This is a genomic window from Enterobacter cloacae complex sp. FDA-CDC-AR_0132 (genome assembly GCF_003010695.1).
Lineage (GTDB): Bacteria > Pseudomonadota > Gammaproteobacteria > Enterobacterales > Enterobacteriaceae > Enterobacter > Enterobacter ludwigii.
The window spans coordinates 3262654-3284612 of sequence record NZ_CP027618.1; the positions used below are offsets into that span (position 1 = coordinate 3262654).

Sequence of the window (21959 nt, forward strand, 5' to 3'; positions counted from 1 at the left end):
ACACTGGTACGCCAATTCCTTTTCGTCCGCCGCCAGCGAATCTGGCGTTTCCTGCGGTGGTAACTCAACGTGTGTGAAGGTATTACCCAATGAATACAGAAAACTGTTTCTCCCAGCTCTACAGCGAACTCTCCCTCAACCCCGATCTCCCGACCCTGGCCGGGCGCTGCATGCTGCTCACCGAAATTCTGCTGGACTGCAACGCCCACCCGCAAACGCAGCCCGTGTGCCGCTGTTTAGGCGCGTATCTGGAAGAAGTCAAAAGCGGACTCACAGAATCAATGCGTGATTTTCAGATAGTGGAATTTGAGGAGGACGCTGAACCACCGCGACAAAAAGCGTGGCTACTGGAAGATACCGAAACAAAGTGTGACTACTGCCGGGCAGTAAACCACGTGCTGCTGGTGTCCCATTTTGATCGGGATATGCTGCCGCACCTGACGGGATTGCTGCATGATATGGCGCATTCCATGGCCGGGGATTTAATCACGCCGGCGCAGCCCCGCATGACAATACATCTTCCTGCCCGGCATTAAACCGTTAAATAAAAAAGGCCGGGGTTAACCCGACCTTTATATATTCATCTGCCATTACAGGCGAAAACAATTAGCGACTACGGAAGACAATGCGGCCTTTGCTCAGGTCGTACGGGGTCAGTTCAACAGTCACTTTGTCGCCCGTTAAAATGCGGATATAGTTTTTGCGCATTTTACCGGAGATGTGCGCAGTTACCACGTGACCGTTTTCCAGCTCTACGCGAAACATGGTGTTAGGCAACGTATCAAGTACGGTACCCTGCATTTCAATATTGTCTTCTTTGGCCATCTAATCCTCTGGGGTATCACTACCAAGTTTTGAACCGGCAAGATAATGCCGAAATTCATCAATTAAGTAAAGAATTGCGCGTTTAAAACGCAGCAAAATAGTTTCGGCGCATTGCCCAAGCGTCACGGTACAACCGAACGGAAAGCGCATTCGTAAAGGGGATACAACAGGATAAACGTCAGGACGTTATCTGAAGCGGAGGACCCAAACGGCGGCGAGGCAACAGGCAGAACCTACTCTGCGGCATAATTATAACACCCTCACAAAAAATATGCGGAAAACATTTAGGCATTGGGCATAAAGAGCGTTCTTGGTACCCAGAAGTCTCGCGGCAGCTTCTCCTGACGGCAAACATCCAGATGTTCTATGTAGTGACGGCGGGGGATGTCAACCGCGCCGAGCGAGGCAGTATGCTCATTGAGGACCTGGCAATCCATCAGTTTTCCGCCGCGCTGGGCAAACTCCTGGCAGAAGATCAGCAGCGCGGTTTTCGAGGCATTCACGGCACGGGAGAACATCGATTCGCCGCAAAACAGCGTCCCCTGCGCAACGCCATACATCCCGCCGACGAGTTCACCGTCTTGCCAGACTTCAATGGAGTGCGCGAAACCCAGCTCATGCAGCTGGTGATAGGCGGTAATGATATCGCGGGTGATCCAGGTTCCTTCATGACGGTCTTCGGCACAGCCTTCAATGACCTGACCGAAGGCATGATTCAGGGTGACGCGGTAGGGTGATTTCGCATGGAAACGCTTCATGCTGCGGCTCAGGTGAAACTGCGCCGGCCACAGCACGGCACGGGGATCGGGCGACCACCATAAAATCGGGTCGCCGGGTGAAAACCACGGGAAAATGCCGCGCTGGTAAGCCATCAAAAGCCGCGCAGGACTGAGGTCGCCGCCAAGGGCCAGCAGCCCATTAGGTTCACGCAGCGCTCCCTCCGGCGAAGGGAACGCGATGTTATGACGAGAAAGCTGGACCAGGCGCATGACAGCAGAACTCCAATACGCGAGTTAGGATCGGTACAAATATAGTCTACAGACGCTGTTTAAACTGGTAGTAGCGACCCTGTTTCGCCAACAGTTCTGTGTGACTACCTTGCTCAATAATATGTCCGTTGTCCATCACAATTATCTGATCAAAACTCGCCAGCCCGCGCAGGCGGTGGGTGACCATCAGCACGGTTTTTCCGATCATAACATGGGCCAGTAAATCAAGGATTTGGCTCTCGGTTGTTGCGTCCAGCCCTTCGGTGGGTTCATCAAGCAGCATCAGCGGCGCATCGTGCAGCAACGCGCGTGCAATCGCCAGACGGCGCAACTCGCCGCCGGAGAGTTGACGACCGCCTTCCCCGAGCCAGCCGTTCAGCCCGTCGTTCTCAAGCAGTTTTTGCAGCCCAACCTGCTCCAGCATGGCGCGCAGATCATCGTCGGAGGCCTGAGGTGCCGCGAGCAGCAGGTTATCACGCAGCGTCGCGGTGAAGAGGTGCACGCGCTGCGGAACCACGCTCACGGTCTTGCGCAGCGTCTGTTCGCTGAAGTCGGTCAGCGGCGTATCGTTAAACCGAATCTGACCGTGCTGCGGATCCCAGGCGCGGGTCAGCAACTGAAGAAGGGTGGATTTACCGCAACCGGTACGACCGAGGAGCGCAATCCGCTGGCCTGCTTTAACAGACAGCGTGATCCCTTCCAGCGCGTTTTGCGCCTGTTTTTCATAGGCAAAGGTGACGTTATCCAGGGTCAGCGCAACCTGCGCCGGCACGGCGGTCTGAGCGCCGCTGAATGTAACCTCCGGCTCCTGCTCGGCAATCTGGGTGATGCGCAGGGCAGAAGCGATGACCTGTCCGAGATGCTGGAAGGCGCCCGTCACCGGGGCCAGCGCTTCAAACGCGGCCAGGGCGCAGAAAACGAAGAGGGCAATCAGAGGGCCGGGCTGGGTATTTCCACCTACACCACCTGAAGCCATCCACAACATGGCGATGACCGCCACGCCGCCGATTAACATCATCAGCGCCTGGGAGAATGCCGTCAGCTCCGACTGGCGGCGCTGAGCTTCATGCCAGTTCAGCTCAGTGCTTTCCATTTGACTGCGATAACGCGAGCTGGCACCAAAAATGGTCAGTTCCGCCTGTCCCTGCAGCCAGGATGTCAGCTGCTGTCGGTAGTCGCCGCGCAGTCGCGTCAGGTTCTCTCCGGTGGATTTACCTGCACGATAAAACAGCGGTGGCAGGATAATCAGCGTCAGCAGCATGATGCTACCCAGCGTGAGCGCAACGGGAACGTCCAGAACCGACAACCCCAGCGTGACCACCACAATCACCACAAACGCCCCCACGATGGGTGAGATGACGCGCAGGTAAAGGTGATCCAGCGTGTCGACATCGGCTACGACACGGTTGAGTAACTCACCCTGACGAAAACGCGCCAGCCCGGCAGGGGAGAGGGGTAACAGTTTGCTGAAGGTGTAAATGCGCAGGTGCTGTAGCACGCGGAAAGTGGCGTCGTGGCTGACCAGACGCTCAAAATAACGTCCGGCAGTACGCGTGATTGCGGTGCCGCGAACGCCTGCCGCCGGAAGCATATAGTTAAAGCTGTATAAACCCGCGAACCCCGCGACGGCCGAAGCGGACAAGAACCAGCCGGAGAGCGTAAGCAGACCGATGCTGGCAAGCAGGGTAACAATCGCCAGCACAATGCCCAGCAGCAGCATCCATTTATGGCGTTTATAGAGCGCAAGATAGGGAAGCAGAGCACGCATCAGATATCCTCCTGACGGTTTGCCAGCAGGGTGGCAAACGGGCCCTGCGCGGCAACGAGAGAGGCGTAATCGCCTTGCTCAACAATATGACCATTTTCCATAACCCAGATCTGATCCCAGTCAGCAATACCTTCCAGCTGATGGGTGACCATCAGGGTGGTCTGCTGCCGCGAGGCCGCATTCAGGGCATCCATGACGCGTTGCTCACTGTGTGCGTCAAGGCTCGCTGCTGGCTCGTCGAGCAGCATGAGCTGGCATGGGTTAAGCAGCGCGCGGGCAACCGCCACACGCTGGGCCTGACCGACTGACAGGCCGGCAGACTGGTCACCGACAACGGTATCGACACCCTGCGGAAGCTGCGGCAGAAACTCGCTGACCCAGGCGCGGTCGAGCACGGATTGCAGTTCATCGTCACGTGCATCCGGGCGAGCCAGCAGCACATTGTCTCGCAACGTGGCGGCAGGAAGCTGAGGGTTTTGTCCCACCCAGCTAAGCTGTTTACGCCAGGCAAGCGGATCGAGATCGCGCAGTTCAGTTTGGTTGATCCGCAGCGATCCGGTGTAGGCCATAAAACCCGATAGCGCATTGAGCAGAGAGCTTTTCCCTGAACCGCTGATGCCTACGAGCACCACACGTTTTCCGGCCGGAAGGGTAAAGTTAAGCGGGCCTGCCAGCACGTTGCCTTCAGGCGACAGAATGGAGAAATCACGCGCTTCAAGGGTAACCGGCTCTTTGGCGTTCAGCATCACGTCACCGCGTTCCGGATGCGCCAGTGGCGTTTCCATAAACGTCTTCAGGCTGTCAGCCGCGCCCACGGCCTGCGCTTTTGCATGATAGAAGGTACCCAGATCGCGAAGCGGCTGGAAAAATTCGGGGGCCAGTATCAGCGCAAGGAAACCGGCTGAAAGGGTCACCGCCGTGCCGTAGTGGCCAAAATCGAGCGCGCCGAGATACGAGAAGCCAAAGTAGACTGCCACGAGCGCAATCGACAGCGAGGTAAAGAATTCGAGTACGCCGGAGGAGAGGAACGCCAGACGTAACACTTCCATGGTGCGCTGACGGAAATCCTGCGATGCGAGGCGGATATTTTCAGTTTCCGCTTCACCGCGGCCAAAAATGCGCAACGTTTCCATGCCGCGCAGACGGTCAAGGAAATGGCCGCTTAAGCGACCCAGAGCCAGAAAGTTACGTCGGTTAGCGTCCGCGGCGCCCATGCCCACCAGCGCCATAAACAGCGGGATCAGCGGGGCTGTGCCCAGCAGGATCAGCGCTGCCATCCAGTTGACCGGGAAAATGGCGATGACAATCAGCAACGGAACGAAGACGGCTAGCGCCATCTGTGGCAGATAGCGCGCATAGTAGTCATGCATATCGTCAATCTGCTCAAGGATCAGCGTCGCCCAACTTCCCGCGGGTTTACCCTGGATCCACGCCGGACCGGCCTCCTGAAGGCGGTCAAGCACCTGACGGCGGATCTCATAGCGGATATGCTGTCCGGCGTGAAAACCCACGCGCTCACGCAGCCAGACCACCCAGGCACGAAGAACAAAAATCAGGATCAGGACGATAAAGGGCAACAGGAGTGCTTCGCGCGGAATGTTCTCCATGATCATGTGATTAAGAATGCGGGCCAGCAGCCATGCCTGGGCAACAATCAACAGACCACTGACAAACCCCAGAAAACGGGAGATTGTTAGCCAGCGGCGGGAAAGAACGCTTTGCTGTTTCAGCCAGCGTGTTAACTCTTGTTGACGGGTTTTTTCCATTGCGTACTTAGCAGGTGACGTTATTAGAAGTTGGGCAGCGCAATGTTACAACGGAGAGACAATAAAGGCGACTTATCGCCGCCTTTATTTACGTTTGTTACTGACTTGTAAAGATTATTTACCTTGTTCCGCCAGCCCGTCGAGGTAGCGTTCAGCGTCCAGCGCGGCCATACAGCCGGTGCCAGCAGAGGTGATCGCCTGACGGTAGATATGGTCCATCACATCGCCAGCAGCGAATACGCCAGGAATGCTGGTCTGGGTCGCGTTGCCGTGAATACCGGACTGCACTTTGATGTAGCCGTTTTCCAGCTCCAGTTGCCCCTCGAAAATCGCGGTGTTCGGGCTGTGACCGATCGCCACAAACAGACCCGCCACTTCCAGCGTTTCGACGTTATCGGTGTTCTGGGTATCACGAATACGCAGACCGGCAACGCCCATCTGATCGCCCGTGACTTCTTCCAGGGTACGGTTGGTGTGCAGCACGATATTGCCACTCGCCACTTTATCCATCAGACGTTTGATCAGGATCTTCTCTGCGCGGAAGGTGTCACGACGGTGGATCAGGTGCACTTCAGAGGCGATGTTCGCCAGATAAAGGGCTTCTTCCACGGCAGTGTTGCCGCCACCGATAACCGCCACTTTCTGGTTGCGATAGAAGAAACCATCGCAGGTTGCGCAGGCGGAAACGCCACGGCCTTTGAATGCTTCTTCAGACGGCAGACCGAGGTAACGGGCAGAAGCGCCGGTCGCGATGATCAGCGCATCACAGGTGTACTCGCCGCTGTCGCCCGTCAGACGGAACGGACGGTTCTGCAGGTCAACCTTATTGATATGATCGAACAGAATTTCGGTTTCGAATTTCGTCGCATGCTCGTGCATACGCTCCATCAGCAGCGGCCCGGTCAGGTCGTTCGGGTCGCCTGGCCAGTTTTCCACTTCCGTGGTGGTGGTCAGCTGACCGCCTTTTTCCATGCCGGTAATCAGAACCGGTTGCAGGTTAGCGCGTGCAGCATAGACCGCCGCGGTATATCCCGCAGGTCCAGAACCAAGAATTAGCAGCTTACTGTGTTTGGCCGTGCCCATGAGATCCCCATTGTTGTTGGCAGACATTTGGCTGGATTGTAGGGAATTTGTTGTCGTAAAAAAAGAGCGCAGCAATTTTGATATCGATATGTGCAATAGCCAGCGACGATGAATTAAGCGCTATAACATCACGCTTTGCGCCGAAATTCGCTCGTTTGTACGGCAATAAAATGAGGATTAATACCCTGCCGTAATGAATATCCGGCATGTTGTACTAAAAATCGATGTTTTGCTTTGACAATCCCCTGCGCTTTTGCGAAAACATTCAAGGAAGAAAAAAACCGCGTTAACCGCATGCCGCATAGGCATGCACGTAAATGCCATTTTTACCGGGTCAGTGAAATCTACGCATGGCGTGGACAGACGCCATACGTGATATCGGTGACTGCCTTCGGGCAACGGTCTTCTTACCAACAGAACCCGAATCCGCATCGCGTCTAATACATAACCAGGCGATGTGATGACTAACGGGTACAGGCTCTGAACAGTGATGTGCACAGGGTCCAGGCAGGAGTAGGGAAGGAATACAGAGAGACAATAATAATGGTAGATAGCAAGAAGCGCCCTGGCAAAGATCTCGACCGTATCGATCGTAACATTCTTAATGAATTGCAAAAGGATGGGCGTATTTCCAACGTCGAGCTTTCAAAACGTGTGGGACTTTCCCCGACGCCGTGCCTTGAGCGTGTGCGCCGACTGGAAAGACAGGGTTTCATTCAGGGCTATACGGCTCTGTTGAACCCGCATTATCTGGATGCCTCACTTCTGGTATTTGTTGAGATTACTCTGAATCGTGGTGCGCCGGATGTGTTTGAGCAATTTAACGCCGCTGTACAAAAACTTGAAGAAATTCAAGAGTGTCATCTGGTATCCGGTGATTTCGACTACCTGTTGAAAACCCGTGTGCCTGATATGTCCGCCTACCGTAAGCTGCTAGGTGAAACCCTGCTGCGTCTGCCGGGCGTGAATGACACCCGTACCTATGTGGTGATGGAAGAAGTCAAACAGAGCAATCGTCTGGTTATTAAGACGCGCTAACACGGAACAGGTGCAAAATCAGTGTAGTTTGATTACACTCCTGTTAATCCATACAGCAACAGTGCCGGGGATACCCGGCGCTGTTGTCCGTTTTAGCAAACAGGCAGGATATGCCTGATACCTGGAGAGCCTTTCTTGAGCCAGGAATACACTGAAGACAAAGAAGTCACATTATCGAAGCTAAGCAGCGGACGTCGTCTCCTCGAGGCTTTGCTGATTGTTATTGCCCTTTTTGCCGTCTGGCTGATGGCAGCCCTACTCAGTTTCAACCCCTCAGATCCCAGCTGGTCACAAACCGCCTGGCATGAGCCTATCCATAACTTAGGCGGTGTTCCCGGCGCCTGGCTTGCAGATACGCTCTTCTTCATTTTCGGGGTGATGGCCTACACCCTTCCCGTCATTATCATTGGCGGATGCTGGTTTGCCTGGCGCCATCGTCAAAACGATGACTATATCGACTATTTCGCGGTGTCGCTGCGCCTGATTGGCGCACTGGCGCTGATCCTCACCTCGTGTGGGCTGGCGGCTATCAACGCCGATGATATCTGGTATTTCGCCTCTGGCGGGGTGATCGGCAGCCTGTTGAGCTCTGCGCTACAGCCCATGCTTCACAGCAGCGGTGGCACGCTTGCGTTGCTCTGCATCTGGGCGGCAGGACTGACGCTGTTCACCGGCTGGTCGTGGGTGAGCATCGCTGAGAAGATCGGCAGCTTTATCCTCACCCTCCTGACCTTCGCCAGCAACCGTACCCGTCGCGACGATACGTGGGTTGACGAAGATGAATATGAAGATGAGTACGAAGAGGAAGACGATGCTCCCGTACAGCGTCGCGAATCTCGTCGTGCCCGCATTATGCGCGGCGCGCTGGCGCGTCGTCAGCGTGTTGCCGAGAAATTTGCCAACCCGCTAGGCCGTAAAACCGATGCGGCGCTCTTCTCCGGCAAACGCATGGATGAAGACGATCAGGTTGAATATCGTGCAGCCGGTGCGGCTGTCGATCCAAACGATGTGCTCTTCTCTGGCAACCGTGCCACGCCGGGAGCGTTTGATGAATACGACCCGCTGTTAAATGGCCACTCCGTGACCGAGCCGGTCGCTGCAGCGGCCGCCGCCACTACGGCTTCACAGGCGTATGCCGCTCCAGCCGATGCGGTGATGCCTTCAGCACCGGTTCCACCACCCGAATCCGCCATTCAGCAACCTCAGGTGGAGTGGCAAACCGCCCCTGGCGTTCATACGCCTGAGCCGGTTATTGCGCCAGAGCCAGAGAGCTATATTCCTGTCCAGCAGGAAGCCTGGCAGCAGCCTTATCAGCCGGAGCCGGCATATGAGCCTCAGGGATATCCGCAGTATGCGCAGCCTGCCGCACAGCCTCATCAGGAGTACGTGCCGCAGCCGGTTGAACCTGAACAGCCATACGTAGCGCCTCAGCCAGAGCCTGACGTGGTGGAAGAGGCGAAACCGTCTCGTCCGCCATTGTACTATTTTGAAGAGGTCGAAGAGCGTCGTGCCCGCGAGCGTGAACAGCTGGCGGCCTGGTATCAGCCTGTGCCTGAACCGGTGCAGGAGCCTGTAACTAAAGCCCCTTCTGTTTCGGTTCCTCCGGTTGATCCAACGCCTGCCGTTGCACCTGTTGCTGAAAGCGTGAAGCAGGCTACAGCGGCAGCCGCTGCGGCTGCCCCGGTCTTTAGCCTCGCCACAGGCGGTGCGCCACGTCCACAGGTGAAAGAGGGCATTGGCCCGCAGTTACCTCGCCCAAACCGTGTTCGCGTGCCAACGCGGCGTGAGCTGGCCTCCTACGGTATCAAGCTCCCTTCTCAGCGTATGGCTGAGGAGAAAGCGCGCGAGAATGAGTATGAAGATGACGTTGATGAAATGCATCAGGATGAACTGGCGCGCCAGTTCGCCGCGCAGCAGCATCAGCGCTATGGCGAAGAATACCAGCATGAAGTGCATCATCCGCAAGACGAAGATGACGCGGCTGAGGCGGAATTAGCGCGCCAGTTCGCGGCCACGCAGCAGCAGCGTTATGCCGGTGAGCAGCCTGCTGGAGCGAATCCGTTCTCGCTGTCGGATTTTGAATTCTCCCCAATAAAAGATCTGGTTGATGATGGCCCGAGCGAGCCGCTGTTCACGCCGAGCGTGATGCCGGACGCTGAACCGACGCGTCCGCAGACTGCGCCAGCGCCGCAGGCGTATGCACAGCCGCAACAACCGGCACCGCAGGCGTATGCACAACCGCAGCAACCGGCACCGCAAGCGTATGCACAGCCGCAGCAACCGGCGCCGCAGGCGTTTGCACAACCGCAACAACCGGCACCGCAGGCGTATGCACAGCCGCAGCAACTGGCGCCGCAGGCTTACGCGCAACCGCAGCAGCCACCACAGCCGCCGCAGTTCCAGCAGCCTCAGGCACAGCCGCAGGAGAGTCTCATTCACCCGCTGCTGATGCGTAACGGCGACAGCCGTCCGCTGCAGCGTCCAAGCACGCCTCTGCCGTCGCTGGATCTGTTAACTCCACCGCCGGCTGAAGTCGAGCCGGTCGATACCTTTGCTCTTGAGCAGATGGCTCGTCTGGTGGAAGCGCGTCTGGCGGACTTCCGTATCAAGGCTGATGTGGTCAACTACTCCCCAGGGCCGGTGATCACTCGCTTCGAACTTAATCTGGCACCAGGCGTAAAAGCCGCGCGTATTTCTAACCTTTCCCGTGACCTGGCGCGGTCTCTGTCGACCGTGGCGGTGCGTGTTGTAGAGGTTATTCCGGGTAAACCTTATGTTGGTCTTGAACTGCCGAATAAGAAACGTCAGACCGTTTACCTGCGCGAAGTCCTGGATAACGCGAAGTTCCGCGATAACCCGTCACCGCTGAGCGTGGTTCTGGGTAAAGATATTGCGGGCGAGCCGGTGGTGGCCGATCTGGCAAAAATGCCTCACCTGCTGGTGGCTGGTACCACCGGCTCCGGTAAATCCGTCGGTGTGAACGCCATGATCCTCAGCATGCTCTATAAAGCGCAGCCGGAAGATGTTCGTTTCATCATGATCGACCCGAAAATGCTGGAACTGTCGGTCTATGAAGGTATCCCGCATCTGCTGACAGAAGTGGTTACCGACATGAAAGACGCGGCCAATGCTCTGCGCTGGAGCGTTAATGAGATGGAGCGTCGCTACAAGCTGATGTCTGCGCTGGGCGTGCGTAACCTTGCCGGTTATAACGAGAAAATCGCCGAGGCGGCACGGATGGGCCGTCCGATTCCGGACCCTTACTGGAAACCGGGCGACAGCATGGATGCCCAACATCCGGTGCTGGAAAAACTGCCTTACATCGTCGTGCTGGTGGATGAATTCGCTGACCTGATGATGACCGTCGGTAAAAAAGTGGAAGAGCTGATTGCACGTCTGGCGCAAAAAGCGCGTGCGGCCGGCATCCACCTGGTTCTGGCGACGCAGCGTCCGTCTGTGGACGTCATTACGGGTCTGATCAAAGCGAACATTCCAACCCGTATCGCGTTTACCGTATCGAGCAAAATTGACTCGCGTACTATTCTCGACCAGGGTGGCGCGGAGTCGCTGCTGGGTATGGGGGACATGCTTTACTCTGGCCCGAACTCCACCTCTCCGGTGCGTGTTCACGGCGCCTTTGTTCGCGACCAGGAAGTTCACGCCGTGGTGCAGGACTGGAAAGCGCGCGGTCGTCCGCAATATGTTGATGGCATTACCTCCGACAGCGAAAGCGAAGGCGGCGGTGGTGGCCTGGACGGCGGCGAGGAGCTGGATCCGTTATTTGACCAGGCGGTTAACTTCGTCACCGAAAAACGTAAAGCCTCTATCTCGGGTGTGCAGCGTCAGTTCCGCATCGGCTACAACCGCGCAGCGCGCATCATTGAGCAGATGGAAGCGCAGGGCATTGTGAGCGAGCAGGGGCACAACGGTAACCGTGAGGTGCTGGCACCGCCGCCGTTTGATTAACCTTCAGTGATTGCAAAGAAGGGTAAATCAGCCAAAATTAAGCATTTTCTTCTGTCGCCTGCCTTCGGGCAGGTACACAATAGAGGGCAGAACCCCATATCGGGATGACGTATTTTAAGGAATAACAATGAAAAAAATCGCAATCGCCTGTGCATTACTCACCAGTTTTGTCGCCAGCAGCGTCTGGGCTGATGCGGCCAGCGACCTTAAAAGCCGACTGGATAAAGTGAGCAGTTTCCACGCCAGCTTCACGCAAAAAGTGACTGACGGCAGTGGCAATGCGGTGCAGGAAGGTCAGGGGGATTTGTGGGTAAAACGCCCGAATCTGTTTAACTGGCATATGACTCAGCCGGATGAGAGTATCCTGGTTTCTGACGGTAAGACCCTGTGGTTCTACAACCCGTTTGTCGAGCAGGCTACCGCGACCTGGCTGAAAGACGCGACCAGCAATACGCCTTTCATGCTGATTGCGCGTAACCAGTCCAGCGACTGGCAGCAGTACAATATCAAACAGAATGGTGATGAATTTGTTCTGACGCCGAAAGGCAGCAATGGCAACCTGAAACAGTTCACCATCAACGTGAGCACCAACGGAACCATTAATCAGTTTGGTGCGGTTGAGCAGGACGACCAGCGTAGCAGCTACCAGCTCAAGACCCAGCAAAATGGCGCGGTTGACGCGTCTAAATTCACCTTTACCCCGCCGCAGGGCGTAACGGTGGACGATCAGCGCAACAAGTAAGAGGCATGAGTGAGCAATCTGTCGCTCGATTTTTCTGAGAATGCGTTTCAACCTCTGGCCGCTCGTATGCGGCCAGAAAATTTAGCGCAGTACATCGGCCAGCAACACCTGCTGGCTGCGGGGAAACCCTTGCCGCGTGCCATTGAGGCCGGGCATCTGCACTCCATGATCCTCTGGGGCCCACCCGGAACAGGCAAAACCACGCTCGCGGAAGTTATTGCCCGCTATGCTAACGCGGATGTCGAGCGCATCTCGGCGGTCACGTCCGGCGTGAAGGAGATCCGCGAGGCGATTGAACGTGCGCGGCAAAACCGCAATGCCGGGCGACGTACCATTCTCTTTGTCGACGAAGTTCACCGTTTCAATAAAAGCCAGCAGGATGCTTTCCTGCCGCACATTGAAGACGGCACCATTTTCTTCATCGGTGCCACCACCGAAAACCCGTCGTTTGAACTCAATTCCGCACTGCTTTCCCGTGCACGTGTTTACCTGCTCAAATCCCTGACCGTGGAGGATATTGAACAGGTTCTCACGCAGGCGATGAACGATAACGCGCGCGGCTACGGCGGGCAGGATATCGTTCTGCCTGACGACACGCGCCGGGCGATCGCTGAACTGGTTAACGGCGACGCCCGCCGGGCACTTAATACGCTGGAAATGATGGCCGATATGGCCGAAGTGGATGCGTCCGGCAAGCGGGTACTGAAACCGGCGTTGCTCACCGAGATCGCCGGGGAGCGCAGCGCGCGTTTCGACAATAAAGGCGATCGGTTTTACGATCTGATTTCGGCACTGCATAAGTCGGTGCGCGGCAGCGCGCCCGATGCGGCGCTTTACTGGTATGCCCGCATTATCACCGCCGGTGGCGATCCGCTGTATGTGGCCCGTCGCTGCCTGGCGATTGCCTCTGAAGATGTCGGGAATGCCGACCCACGCGCCATGCAGGTGGCTATTTCGGCCTGGGACTGCTTTACCCGCGTCGGGCCTGCTGAAGGCGAGCGTGCTATCGCTCAGGCGATTGTTTATCTGGCCTGCGCACCGAAAAGTAACGCTGTCTATATCGCCTTTAAAGCGGCCATGTCCGACGCCCGCGAACGTCCGGATTATGACGTGCCGGTACATCTGCGCAATGCGCCGACCAAACTGATGAAAGAGATGGGGTATGGGCAGGAATACCGCTACGCCCACGACGAACCCAATGCCTACGCCGCCGGGGAGGAATATTTCCCGCAGGAGATGGCACAAACCCGCTATTATCACCCCACAAACAGAGGTCTTGAAGGCAAGATTGGCGAAAAGCTCGCCTGGCTCGCCGGACAGGATCAAAATAGCCCTATAAAACGCTACCGTTAGTGCGATCGTTGCGGTAATGTTGGCAATGTATCCCTGTGGCCGCAGGCTGTGGTCACATTTTCCTATTTTAATTCGATAAGCACAGGATAAGCATGCTCGATCCCAATCTGCTGCGTAATGAGCCAGACGCAGTCGCTGAAAAACTGGCACGCCGGGGCTTTAAGCTGGATGTAGATAAGCTGCGCGCTCTTGAAGAGCGTCGTAAAGTTCTGCAGGTACAAACTGAAAATCTGCAGGCAGAGCGTAATTCTCGATCGAAATCCATCGGCCAGGCGAAAGCGCGCGGGGAAGACATTGAGCCATTACGCCTGGAAGTGAACAAACTGGGTGAAGAGCTGGATCAGGCGAAAGCGGAGCTGGACGTGCTTCAGGCCGAGATCCGTGATATCGCGCTGGCGATCCCGAACATTCCTGACGATAGCGTACCTGTCGGTAAAGATGAAAACGACAACGTTGAAGTGAAACGCTGGGGCACGCCTCGCGAGTTCGACTTCGAGGTTCGCGATCATGTGACCCTGGGCGAAATGCATGCCGGCCTGGACTTTGCGGCCGCAGTTAAGCTGACCGGTTCTCGCTTCGTTGTGATGAAAGGCCAGATTGCTCATCTGCATCGCGCTCTGGCGCAGTTTATGCTGGATCTGCACACCGAGCAGCACGGTTACAGCGAAACCTACGTCCCGTATCTGGTTAACCACGATACGCTGTACGGTACTGGCCAGCTGCCAAAATTTGCCGGCGATCTGTTCCACACCCGTCCGCTGGACGAGGAAGCTGACAGCAGCAACTACGCGCTGATCCCAACTGCGGAAGTGCCGCTGACTAACCTCGTGCGTGATGAGATCATCGACGAAGACGACCTGCCAATCAAACTGACAGCACACTCTCCGTGCTTCCGTTCTGAAGCGGGTTCTTACGGTCGCGACACGCGTGGTCTGATCCGTATGCACCAGTTCGACAAAGTAGAGATGGTGCAGATTGTCCGCCCGGAAGAGTCGATGGACGCGCTGGAAGAAATGACCGGCCACGCTGAAAAAGTGCTGGAGCTGCTGGGTCTGCCGTACCGTCGTATGGCGCTGTGCACCGGTGATATGGGCTTTGGTGCCTGCAAAACCTTCGACCTGGAAGTCTGGGTTCCTGCGCAGAATACCTACCGTGAAATCTCCTCCTGCTCAAACGTCTGGGATTTCCAGGCGCGTCGTATGCAGGCACGTTGCCGCAGCAAGTCTGACAAGAAAACTCGTCTGGTGCATACCCTGAACGGTTCTGGTCTGGCTGTCGGTCGTACACTGGTTGCCGTGCTGGAAAACTATCAGCAGGCGGACGGTCGTATTGAGATCCCTGAAGTGCTGCGTCCGTACATGAAAGGCCAGCAGTACATCGGTTAATGATTTGACGTGAAACAAAAAAGCGCCTCAGGGCGCTTTTTTTATACCTTAGAATTGATACGACGCAATAACCCCTCCCTCCAAAGTAGTAATACTCCTCCGAATGAAAGTCAGCATAAAAAACCAATAACGAAGTTATTCGTTATATATAAAACTATATAGCGGCATATGCCGCCTCTCTTTTCTTTGTGAGCAACCAAAGTGAGTCTCTATGAAAATCAAAGCGCCTGAAGCGTTAATGGCTGCCGAGGTCACTCGCCGTGGGTTGATGAAAACCACGGCAATTGGTGGTCTGGCCGTTGCCAGCAGCGCCTTTACGCTCCCTTTTTCTCGTCTGGTGTCGGCGGCGGATGCATTGTCCCCGGCCACCCCGGAAAAAGTGGTGTGGAGTGCCTGTACCGTAAACTGCGGTAGCCGTTGTCCACTGCGTATGCATGTGGTGGATGGTGAGATTAAATATGTCGAAACCGATAATACCGGGGACGATAACTACGAGGGGTTACATCAGGTCCGCGCCTGCTTACGCGGCCGTTCAATGCGTCGTCGCGTTTATAACCCGGACCGCCTGAAGTACCCGATGAAACGCGTTGGCAAGCGTGGAGAAGGGAAGTTCGAGCGCATTAGCTGGGATGAAGCCTACGACATCATCGCGACGAACATGCAGCGTCTGATCAAAGACTACGGCAACGAATCCATCTATCTGAACTATGGCACCGGGACGCTCGGCGGCACGCTGACCCGCTCCTGGCCACCGGGGAAAACGCTGGTGGCCCGTCTGATGAACTGCTGCGGCGGTTATCTGAACCATTATGGCGACTACTCTTCGGCGCAGATTGCCGCCGGTCTGAACTACACCTACGGTGGCTGGGCAGACGGTAACAGCCCGTCTGATATCGAAAACAGTAAGCTGGTGGTGCTGTTCGGCAACAACCCGGGTGAAACGCGTATGAGCGGTGGCGGGGTAACGTACTACCTCGAACAGGCGCGCGCCAAATCGAATGCCCGCATGATTATTATCGACCCGCGCTATACCGACACCGGTGCAGGGCGTGAAGATGAGTGGATCCCGATTCGTCCTGGCACCGATGCTGCGCTGGTCTCCGCGCTGGCGTGGGTGATGATCACTGAAAATCTGGTCGATCAGCCGTTCCTCGATAAATACTGCGTCGGTTATGACGAGAAAACATTGCCAGCCAGCGCGCCGGCTAATGGCCACTATAAGGCCTATATTCTCGGTCAGGGCAGCGACGGTATTGCCAAAACGCCGGAATGGGCGTCCACCATCACGGGAATTCCGGTAGACCGTATTGTTCAACTGGCACGCGAGATTGGCTCGGCTAAACCGGCCTATATTAGTCAGGGCTGGGGTCCACAGCGTCATGCGAACGGTGAAATTGCCACCCGTGCCATTTCGATGCTCGCCATTCTGACGGGTAACGTAGGCATTCATGGCGGTAACACCGGTGCGCGTGAAGGCTCCTATGAAGTGCCGTTTGAACGTATGCCGACGCTGGAAAACCCGGTTCAGACCAGTATCTCCATGTTTATGTGGACTGATGCCATTGAACGCGGCCCGGAAATGACTGCGCTGCGTGACGGCGTGCGGGGTAAGGACAAACTGGATGTCCCGATCAAAATGATCTGGAACTACGCCGGCAACTGTCTCATCAACCAGCACTCTGAAATTAACCGCACCCATGAAATCCTGCAGGATGACAAGAAGTGCGAGATGATTGTGGTGATCGACTGCCACATGACTTCTTCGGCAAAATATGCCGATATTATTCTCCCGGACTGCACGGCCTCTGAGCAGATGGATTTCGCGCTGGATGCCTCCTGCGGCAACATGTCCTACGTCATCTTTACCGATCAGGCCATTAAACCTCGCTTTGAGTGCAAAACCATCTACGAGATGACCTCTGAGCTGGCGAAACGTCTTGGCGTTGAGCAGCAATTTACCGAGGGGCGCACGCAGGAAGGGTGGATGCGCCATCTGCATGAACTCTCCCGCAAAGCGATCCCTGACCTCCCGGATTTCGATACCTTCCGTGAGCAGGGGATGTACAAACAGCGTGATCCGGAAGGCCACCACGTGGCGTACAAAGCTTTCCGTGACGATCCGCAGGCCAATCCGCTAACCACGCCATCGGGCAAAATTGAAATTTATTCAGAAGAGCTGGCAAAAATTGCCTCTACCTGGGAGTTGCCGGAAGGGGATGTTATCGATCCGCTGCCGATCTACACGCCGGGCTTTGAAAACTACAACGATCCGCTGACCGCGAAATTCCCGCTGCAGTTGACCGGCTTCCACTACAAAGCGCGTGTTCACTCTACCTATGGCAACGTCGACGTACTGAAAGCTGCCTGCCGTCAGGAGATGTGGATTAACCCGATGGATGCCAAAGCCCGTGGGATCAGCAATGGCGACCGCGTGCGCATCTTTAACGGTCGCGGTGAGGTACACATTGAAGCCAAGGTGACTCCGCGCATGATGCCTGGCGTTGTCGCGCTGGGGGAAGGGGCCTGGTATAGCCCGGATGCGAATCGCATCGACCAGGCAGGCAGTATTAACGTACTGACCACGCAGCGTCCGTCGCCACTGGCGAAGGGCAACCCGTCCCACACGAACCTTGTTCAGGTTGAAAAGGTGTAAGGAGTAACCGATGACAACCCAGTATGGATTTTTTATTGATTCCAGCCGCTGCACCGGGTGCAAAACCTGCGAGCTCGCCTGCAAGGATTACAAAGATTTAACCCCGGACGTCAGCTTCCGCCGTATTTATGAATACGCGGGCGGTGACTGGCAGGAAGACAACGGTGTCTGGCACCAGAACGTGTTTGCCTACTACCTGTCGATTGCCTGCAACCACTGCGAAGACCCGGCCTGTACCAAGGTCTGCCCGAGCGGGGCGATGCACAAGCGTGACGACGGGTTTGTGGTGGTGGATGAAGATGTCTGCATCGGCTGTCGCTACTGCCACATGGCCTGTCCGTACGGTGCCCCGCAGTACAACGCCGCCAAAGGGCATATGACCAAGTGCGACGGCTGCCACACCCGCGTGGCAGACGGCAAAAAGCCAATCTGCGTGGAGTCCTGCCCGCTGCGCGCGCTGGATTTCGGTCCTATCGACGAGTTGCGTAAAAAACATGGTCAGCTGGCGGCCGTCGCACCGCTGCCGTCCGCGCACTTCACGAAGCCGAGCATCGTGATTAAACCTAACGCCAACAGCCGCCCGACAGGGGATACCACCGGCTACCTGGCAAACCCGAAGGAGGTGTGAGATGGGAAGTGGATGGCATGAATGGCCGCTGATGATCTTCACGGTCTTTGGGCAGTGTGTGGCGGGCGGTTTTATTGTCCTCGCGCTGGCGCTGCTGAAAGGAAATCTCACTGCTGAGCAACAACAACGTTTAGTGTTGAGTATGTTTGGCCTGTGGGTGCTGATGGGAATTGGCTTTATTGCCTCTACGCTGCACCTCGGCTCGCCAATGCGCGCGTTCAACTCTCTGAACCGGGTGGGAGCATCGTCACTCAGTAATGAAATCGCCAGCGGGGCGATCTTCTTTGCTGTGGGTGGGCTGGGTTGGCTGCTGGCAGCACTGAAGAAATTGCCGGCAGGGCTGCGCAGCGTGTGGCTGATTGTCACGATGGTGCTGGGCGTGGTGTTTGTGTGGATGATGGTGCGGGTCTATAACACCATCGACACCGTGCCGACCTGGTACAGCATCTGGACGCCGATGAGCTTCTTCCTGACGCTGTTTATTGGTGGGCAGCTTCTTGGCTTCATGCTGCTGCGCGTCGCGGGTGTTGACGGTTGGGCGATGCGTTTGCTGCCTGTCGTTTCACTGCTGGCGCTGGTGGTGAGCGCAGTCGTCACCCTGATGCAGGGCGCGGAGCTGGCAACCATTCACAGCTCTGTTCAGCAGGCATCTGCCCTGGTGCCGGCATACGGCTCGCTGATGGCCTGGCGCGTGGTCCTGCTGGTGGCGGCACTGGTGTGCTGGATTGTGCCTCAGCTTAAGGGGTATCAACCCGCGCTGCCGCTCCTGTCACTGGCTTTTGTGCTGGTCCTCGCAGGTGAACTGATCGGCCGCGGTGTGTTCTATGGTTTGCATATGACCGTAGGTATGGCCGTCGCCAGTTAACGTTGCAGTGGGTGAGATAAAGCCGGGACGGAGCGCCCGGCTTTTTTTATTTTAATCATGAAATTTTTCGACTGACGTTTTGTTTTCACTTCGGGCATTAATAAATAAAAACAGATACATAATTCATATCTATAGCAGGCGTTGCATTAGCAGGATAAGTTTTTTAAATCGACAGGGAACATATCGTGCGTGGCGGTGAAATCAGTGGATTGACTTTGTTTTTGCCAGTGGCATGATGCGCACGAAATCTGAACTTCCTCACGGTTTTTAATCCATGACCATCTATACCCGGCCAGTGCTTTTATTGCTCTGTGGCCTGCTTCTGCTGACCCTGGCGATCGCAGTGTTAAATACGCTCGTCCCGCTGTGGCTCGCCCATGAAAACTTACCGACCTGGCAGGTGGGTATGGTCAGCTCGTCCTTTTTTACCGGCAACCTGCTGGGTACGCTGGTTACAGGAAGCCTGATTAAACGCTTTGGTTTTAACCGCAGCTATTATCTGGCCTCGCTGCTCTTCGCTGTCGGATGTGCCGGGCTGGGCCTGATGGTCGGCTTCTGGAGCTGGATGGTATGGCGCTTTATCGCCGGAGTGGGTTGCGCGATGATTTGGGTGGTGGTTGAAAGCGCGCTGATGTGCAGCGGCACGTCACGTAACCGCGGACGCCTGCTGGCAGCCTATATGATGGTTTATTACATCGGTACCGTGCTTGGTCAACTGATGGTGAGCAAACTGCCAACCGACCTGATGAGCGTTTTGCCGTGGGTGACGGGAATGGTGCTGGCAGCAATCCTGCCGCTGCTCTTTACGCGCATTGTGAACCAGAACAGCGAACACCAGGAAGCAACCCACGTCTGGCCAATGCTGAGACTGCGTCAGGCGCGCCTTGGCGTTAACGGCTGTATTATCTCCGGAATTGTGCTTGGTTCACTGTATGGCCTGATGCCGCTTTATCTGAACCATCAGGGCGTCAGCGATTCCGGGATCGGTTTCTGGATGGCGGTGATGGTGAGTGCGGGGATTGTCGGTCAGTGGCCGATTGGACGCCTGGCCGATCGCTTTGGTCGCCTGCTGGTGCTGCGTGTTCAGGTTTTTGTGGTGATCATGGGCTGTCTCGCCATGCTCAGCAATGCGGCGATGGCGCCTGCGCTGTTTATTCTGGGTGCCGCAGGTTTTACGCTCTATCCGGTCGCGATGGCCTGGGCCTGTGAGAAAGTTGAACACCACCAGTTAGTGGCAATGAACCAGGCGTTGTTACTGAGCTATACCATCGGCAGCCTGCTGGGACCGACCTTTACCGCGATGCTGATGCAGAATTACTCCGACAATTTGCTGTTTATTATGATCGCCAGCGTATCGTTTATTTATCTCTTAATGCTGCTGCGCAAAGTGGGAGAACACCCGACGCCTGTGGCGCATGCCTGATTAATAAAAAGCCAGTCGATGACTGGCTTTTTTGTCCCCATCACATATAAGACTTTTACGTATTGTTTGTTTATTGCACCAGGCGATAATTCAGGTGAGTTATATCACTAAAAGGCAACAATCATGTCTACTCGTCGTTTTACCACTACCGCTCTGGCAGTAGTGTTGTCTTTAACGTTTGCTGCAGCTCCGGTCATGGCTAACCCGGGTAACGGGAATGGCAGTGGTCACGGGAACAGTGGCGGACAAGGTAATGGCGGCAGTCACGGCAATTCCGGTAGTCATGGCAACGGAAATTCCGGTACCCACGGTAATAAACAAAATAACGGTCAGGAAAATCCAGGTAAATCGAATAAAAGCGTCAGTGACGATGTCGACGCCCGTGTGAGCTTCGATCATGCCCGTCACCTGGCACTCAATTACGGCTTAACAGGTTATGAGTCACTGCCTCCGGGTATTGCGAAAAACCTCGCACGCGGTAAACCGCTCCCTCCGGGCATTGCGAAGAAAACCGTGCCGGCCTCTATGCTGGGCCAGCTTCCTTCCTATCCTGGTTATGAATGGCGTGTCGTCGGTGACGATCTGGTCTTAATTGCGCTGAGTACTGCGGTTGTGACCACCATTATTAATGGCGTCTTCAGATAATATAAAAAAGGCCCGGTTCTCACCGGGCCTTTTCTTAATACATTACCTTGTGGCCGTACTGTTCAAGAATACCTTTCACGCGTTCCATCGTCTCTTTCTTCGGCGGCTTAACGCCATCGAGTTTATATTCTTCGCCCATGGCGACCCACTTGTGTTTACCCAGTTCGTGGTAGGGCAGAAGCTCAATTTTCTCAACGTTGCCCATATCGCGGGTAAATTCTCCCAGCCGATGCGCGGAATCGTCATCATCTGACCAGCCAGGTACAACAACATAGCGGATCCAGGTTTTGATGCCTTTCCCGGAGATGTATTTGGCGAACTCCAGCGTACGGTGGTTGGAAACACCCACCAGATTCTGGTGGATCTCATCGTTCATCTGTTTGAGATCGAGCATCACCAGGTCGGTGACGTCGAGCAGTTCATCAATGACCGGATCGTAGCGGCGGACAAAACCGTTTGTATCGAGACAGGTATGAATGCCTTCTTTGCGACAGGCGCGGAACCAGTCGCGCACGAATTCGGCCTGCAGAATGGCTTCACCGCCGGAAGCGGTTACGCCGCCGCCGGATGCGTTCATAAAGTGACGATAGGTCACCACCTCTTTCATCAGTTCTTCGACGGTCACTTCTTTGCCGCCGTGCGTATCCCAGGTGTCACGGTTATGGCAGTAAAGGCAGCGCATCAGGCAGCCCTGGAAAAAGGTGATAAAGCGGATACCCGGGCCATCGACAGTGCCACAGGATTCAAAGGAGTGAATGCGACCAATAATTGACATTGCGGTGATATCTCCAGCATCGGCCCGTCCGGGGCCTGTGTATGCACAGCTCAAA

General features: G+C 55.7%; 17 protein-coding genes. 11 read left to right on the forward strand and 6 right to left on the reverse strand.

The window, feature by feature from the left end:
* Nucleotides 1-89: 89 nt before the first annotated feature.
* Entirely contained in the window at nucleotides 90-536 is a 447-nt protein-coding gene (locus AM379_RS15730) for a hypothetical protein (protein WP_032677789.1), read from the forward strand.
* A gap of 70 nt (nucleotides 537-606) precedes the next feature.
* On the opposite strand, the gene infA is transcribed toward AM379_RS15730, so the two are convergent.
* The 5 genes from infA to trxB all read right to left on the reverse strand — a co-directional run bounded on the left by infA (nucleotide 607) and on the right by trxB (nucleotide 6431).
* Nucleotides 607-825, reverse strand: a complete 219-nt coding sequence (infA, locus tag AM379_RS15735) for a translation initiation factor IF-1 (protein ID WP_002211347.1) — start codon at nucleotides 823-825, stop codon at nucleotides 607-609.
* 284 nt (nucleotides 826-1109) lie between these two features.
* The gene (aat, locus tag AM379_RS15740; protein WP_020884834.1) at nucleotides 1110-1814 is read right to left on the reverse strand and encodes a leucyl/phenylalanyl-tRNA--protein transferase; all 705 of its coding nucleotides are present in this window, start codon (nucleotides 1812-1814) and stop codon (nucleotides 1110-1112) included.
* A 46-nt stretch (nucleotides 1815-1860) separates the two neighbouring features.
* Nucleotides 1861-3582 carry a heme ABC transporter ATP-binding protein/permease CydC gene (gene cydC / locus AM379_RS15745; RefSeq protein WP_106503891.1) on the reverse strand — a complete coding sequence of 574 codons (1722 nt, stop codon included), beginning with the start codon at nucleotides 3580-3582 and terminating at the stop codon, nucleotides 1861-1863.
* The gene (cydD, locus tag AM379_RS15750) at nucleotides 3582-5348 is read right to left on the reverse strand and encodes a heme ABC transporter permease/ATP-binding protein CydD (protein WP_049022116.1); all 1767 of its coding nucleotides are present in this window, start codon (nucleotides 5346-5348) and stop codon (nucleotides 3582-3584) included. The genes cydC and cydD overlap by 1 nt, the downstream gene beginning before the upstream one ends.
* Before the next feature lie 114 nt (nucleotides 5349-5462).
* The gene (gene trxB, locus AM379_RS15755) at nucleotides 5463-6431 is read right to left on the reverse strand and encodes a thioredoxin-disulfide reductase (protein WP_025204565.1); all 969 of its coding nucleotides are present in this window, start codon (nucleotides 6429-6431) and stop codon (nucleotides 5463-5465) included.
* 543 nt (nucleotides 6432-6974) lie between these two features.
* Between trxB and lrp the strand changes: the two genes are divergently transcribed.
* From lrp to AM379_RS15810, 10 genes are all read left to right on the forward strand, one after another.
* A complete protein-coding gene (lrp, locus tag AM379_RS15765; RefSeq protein WP_000228469.1) occupies nucleotides 6975-7469 on the forward strand; it encodes a leucine-responsive transcriptional regulator Lrp in 495 nt (164 codons plus the stop codon).
* Between the two features lie 135 nt (nucleotides 7470-7604).
* A complete protein-coding gene (gene ftsK, locus AM379_RS15770) occupies nucleotides 7605-11435 on the forward strand; it encodes a DNA translocase FtsK (protein WP_032677793.1) in 3831 nt (1276 codons plus the stop codon).
* Nucleotides 11436-11562: 127 nt separating this feature from the next.
* Complete coding sequence (lolA, locus tag AM379_RS15775) at nucleotides 11563-12177, forward strand: outer membrane lipoprotein chaperone LolA (RefSeq protein ID WP_014169368.1); 615 nt, start codon at nucleotides 11563-11565, stop codon at nucleotides 12175-12177.
* Between the two features lie 9 nt (nucleotides 12178-12186).
* Nucleotides 12187-13530 carry a replication-associated recombination protein RarA gene (gene rarA / locus AM379_RS15780; RefSeq protein ID WP_032677794.1) on the forward strand — a complete coding sequence of 448 codons (1344 nt, stop codon included), beginning with the start codon at nucleotides 12187-12189 and terminating at the stop codon, nucleotides 13528-13530.
* 92 nt (nucleotides 13531-13622) lie between these two features.
* Nucleotides 13623-14915: a serine--tRNA ligase gene (gene serS / locus AM379_RS15785; RefSeq protein ID WP_008499983.1), complete on the forward strand. Its 1293-nt coding sequence runs from the start codon at nucleotides 13623-13625 to the stop codon at nucleotides 14913-14915.
* A 211-nt stretch (nucleotides 14916-15126) separates the two neighbouring features.
* Nucleotides 15127-17568 carry a dimethylsulfoxide reductase subunit A gene (dmsA, locus tag AM379_RS15790; protein ID WP_020884827.1) on the forward strand — a complete coding sequence of 814 codons (2442 nt, stop codon included), beginning with the start codon at nucleotides 15127-15129 and terminating at the stop codon, nucleotides 17566-17568.
* Between the two features lie 10 nt (nucleotides 17569-17578).
* Nucleotides 17579-18196 (forward strand): DMSO/selenate family reductase complex B subunit, encoded by a 618-nt coding sequence (locus AM379_RS15795; protein WP_014169373.1) that lies wholly within the window; start codon nucleotides 17579-17581, stop codon nucleotides 18194-18196.
* Between the two features lies 1 nt (nucleotide 18197).
* Nucleotides 18198-19061, forward strand: coding sequence for a dimethyl sulfoxide reductase anchor subunit family protein (locus AM379_RS15800; protein ID WP_106503892.1), 864 nt, complete (start codon nucleotides 18198-18200; stop codon nucleotides 19059-19061).
* Between the two features lie 274 nt (nucleotides 19062-19335).
* Nucleotides 19336-20484 (forward strand): MFS transporter, encoded by a 1149-nt coding sequence (locus tag AM379_RS15805; RefSeq protein WP_014169376.1) that lies wholly within the window; start codon nucleotides 19336-19338, stop codon nucleotides 20482-20484.
* Between the two features lie 123 nt (nucleotides 20485-20607).
* Nucleotides 20608-21129, forward strand: a complete 522-nt coding sequence (locus AM379_RS15810) for an anti-virulence regulator CigR family protein (protein ID WP_020884824.1) — start codon at nucleotides 20608-20610, stop codon at nucleotides 21127-21129.
* Nucleotides 21130-21163: 34 nt separating this feature from the next.
* Here the strand turns inward: AM379_RS15810 and pflA are convergent, their stop codons facing one another.
* Nucleotides 21164-21904, reverse strand: coding sequence for a pyruvate formate lyase 1-activating protein (gene pflA / locus AM379_RS15815; protein ID WP_020884823.1), 741 nt, complete (start codon nucleotides 21902-21904; stop codon nucleotides 21164-21166).
* Nucleotides 21905-21959 lie beyond the last annotated feature (55 nt).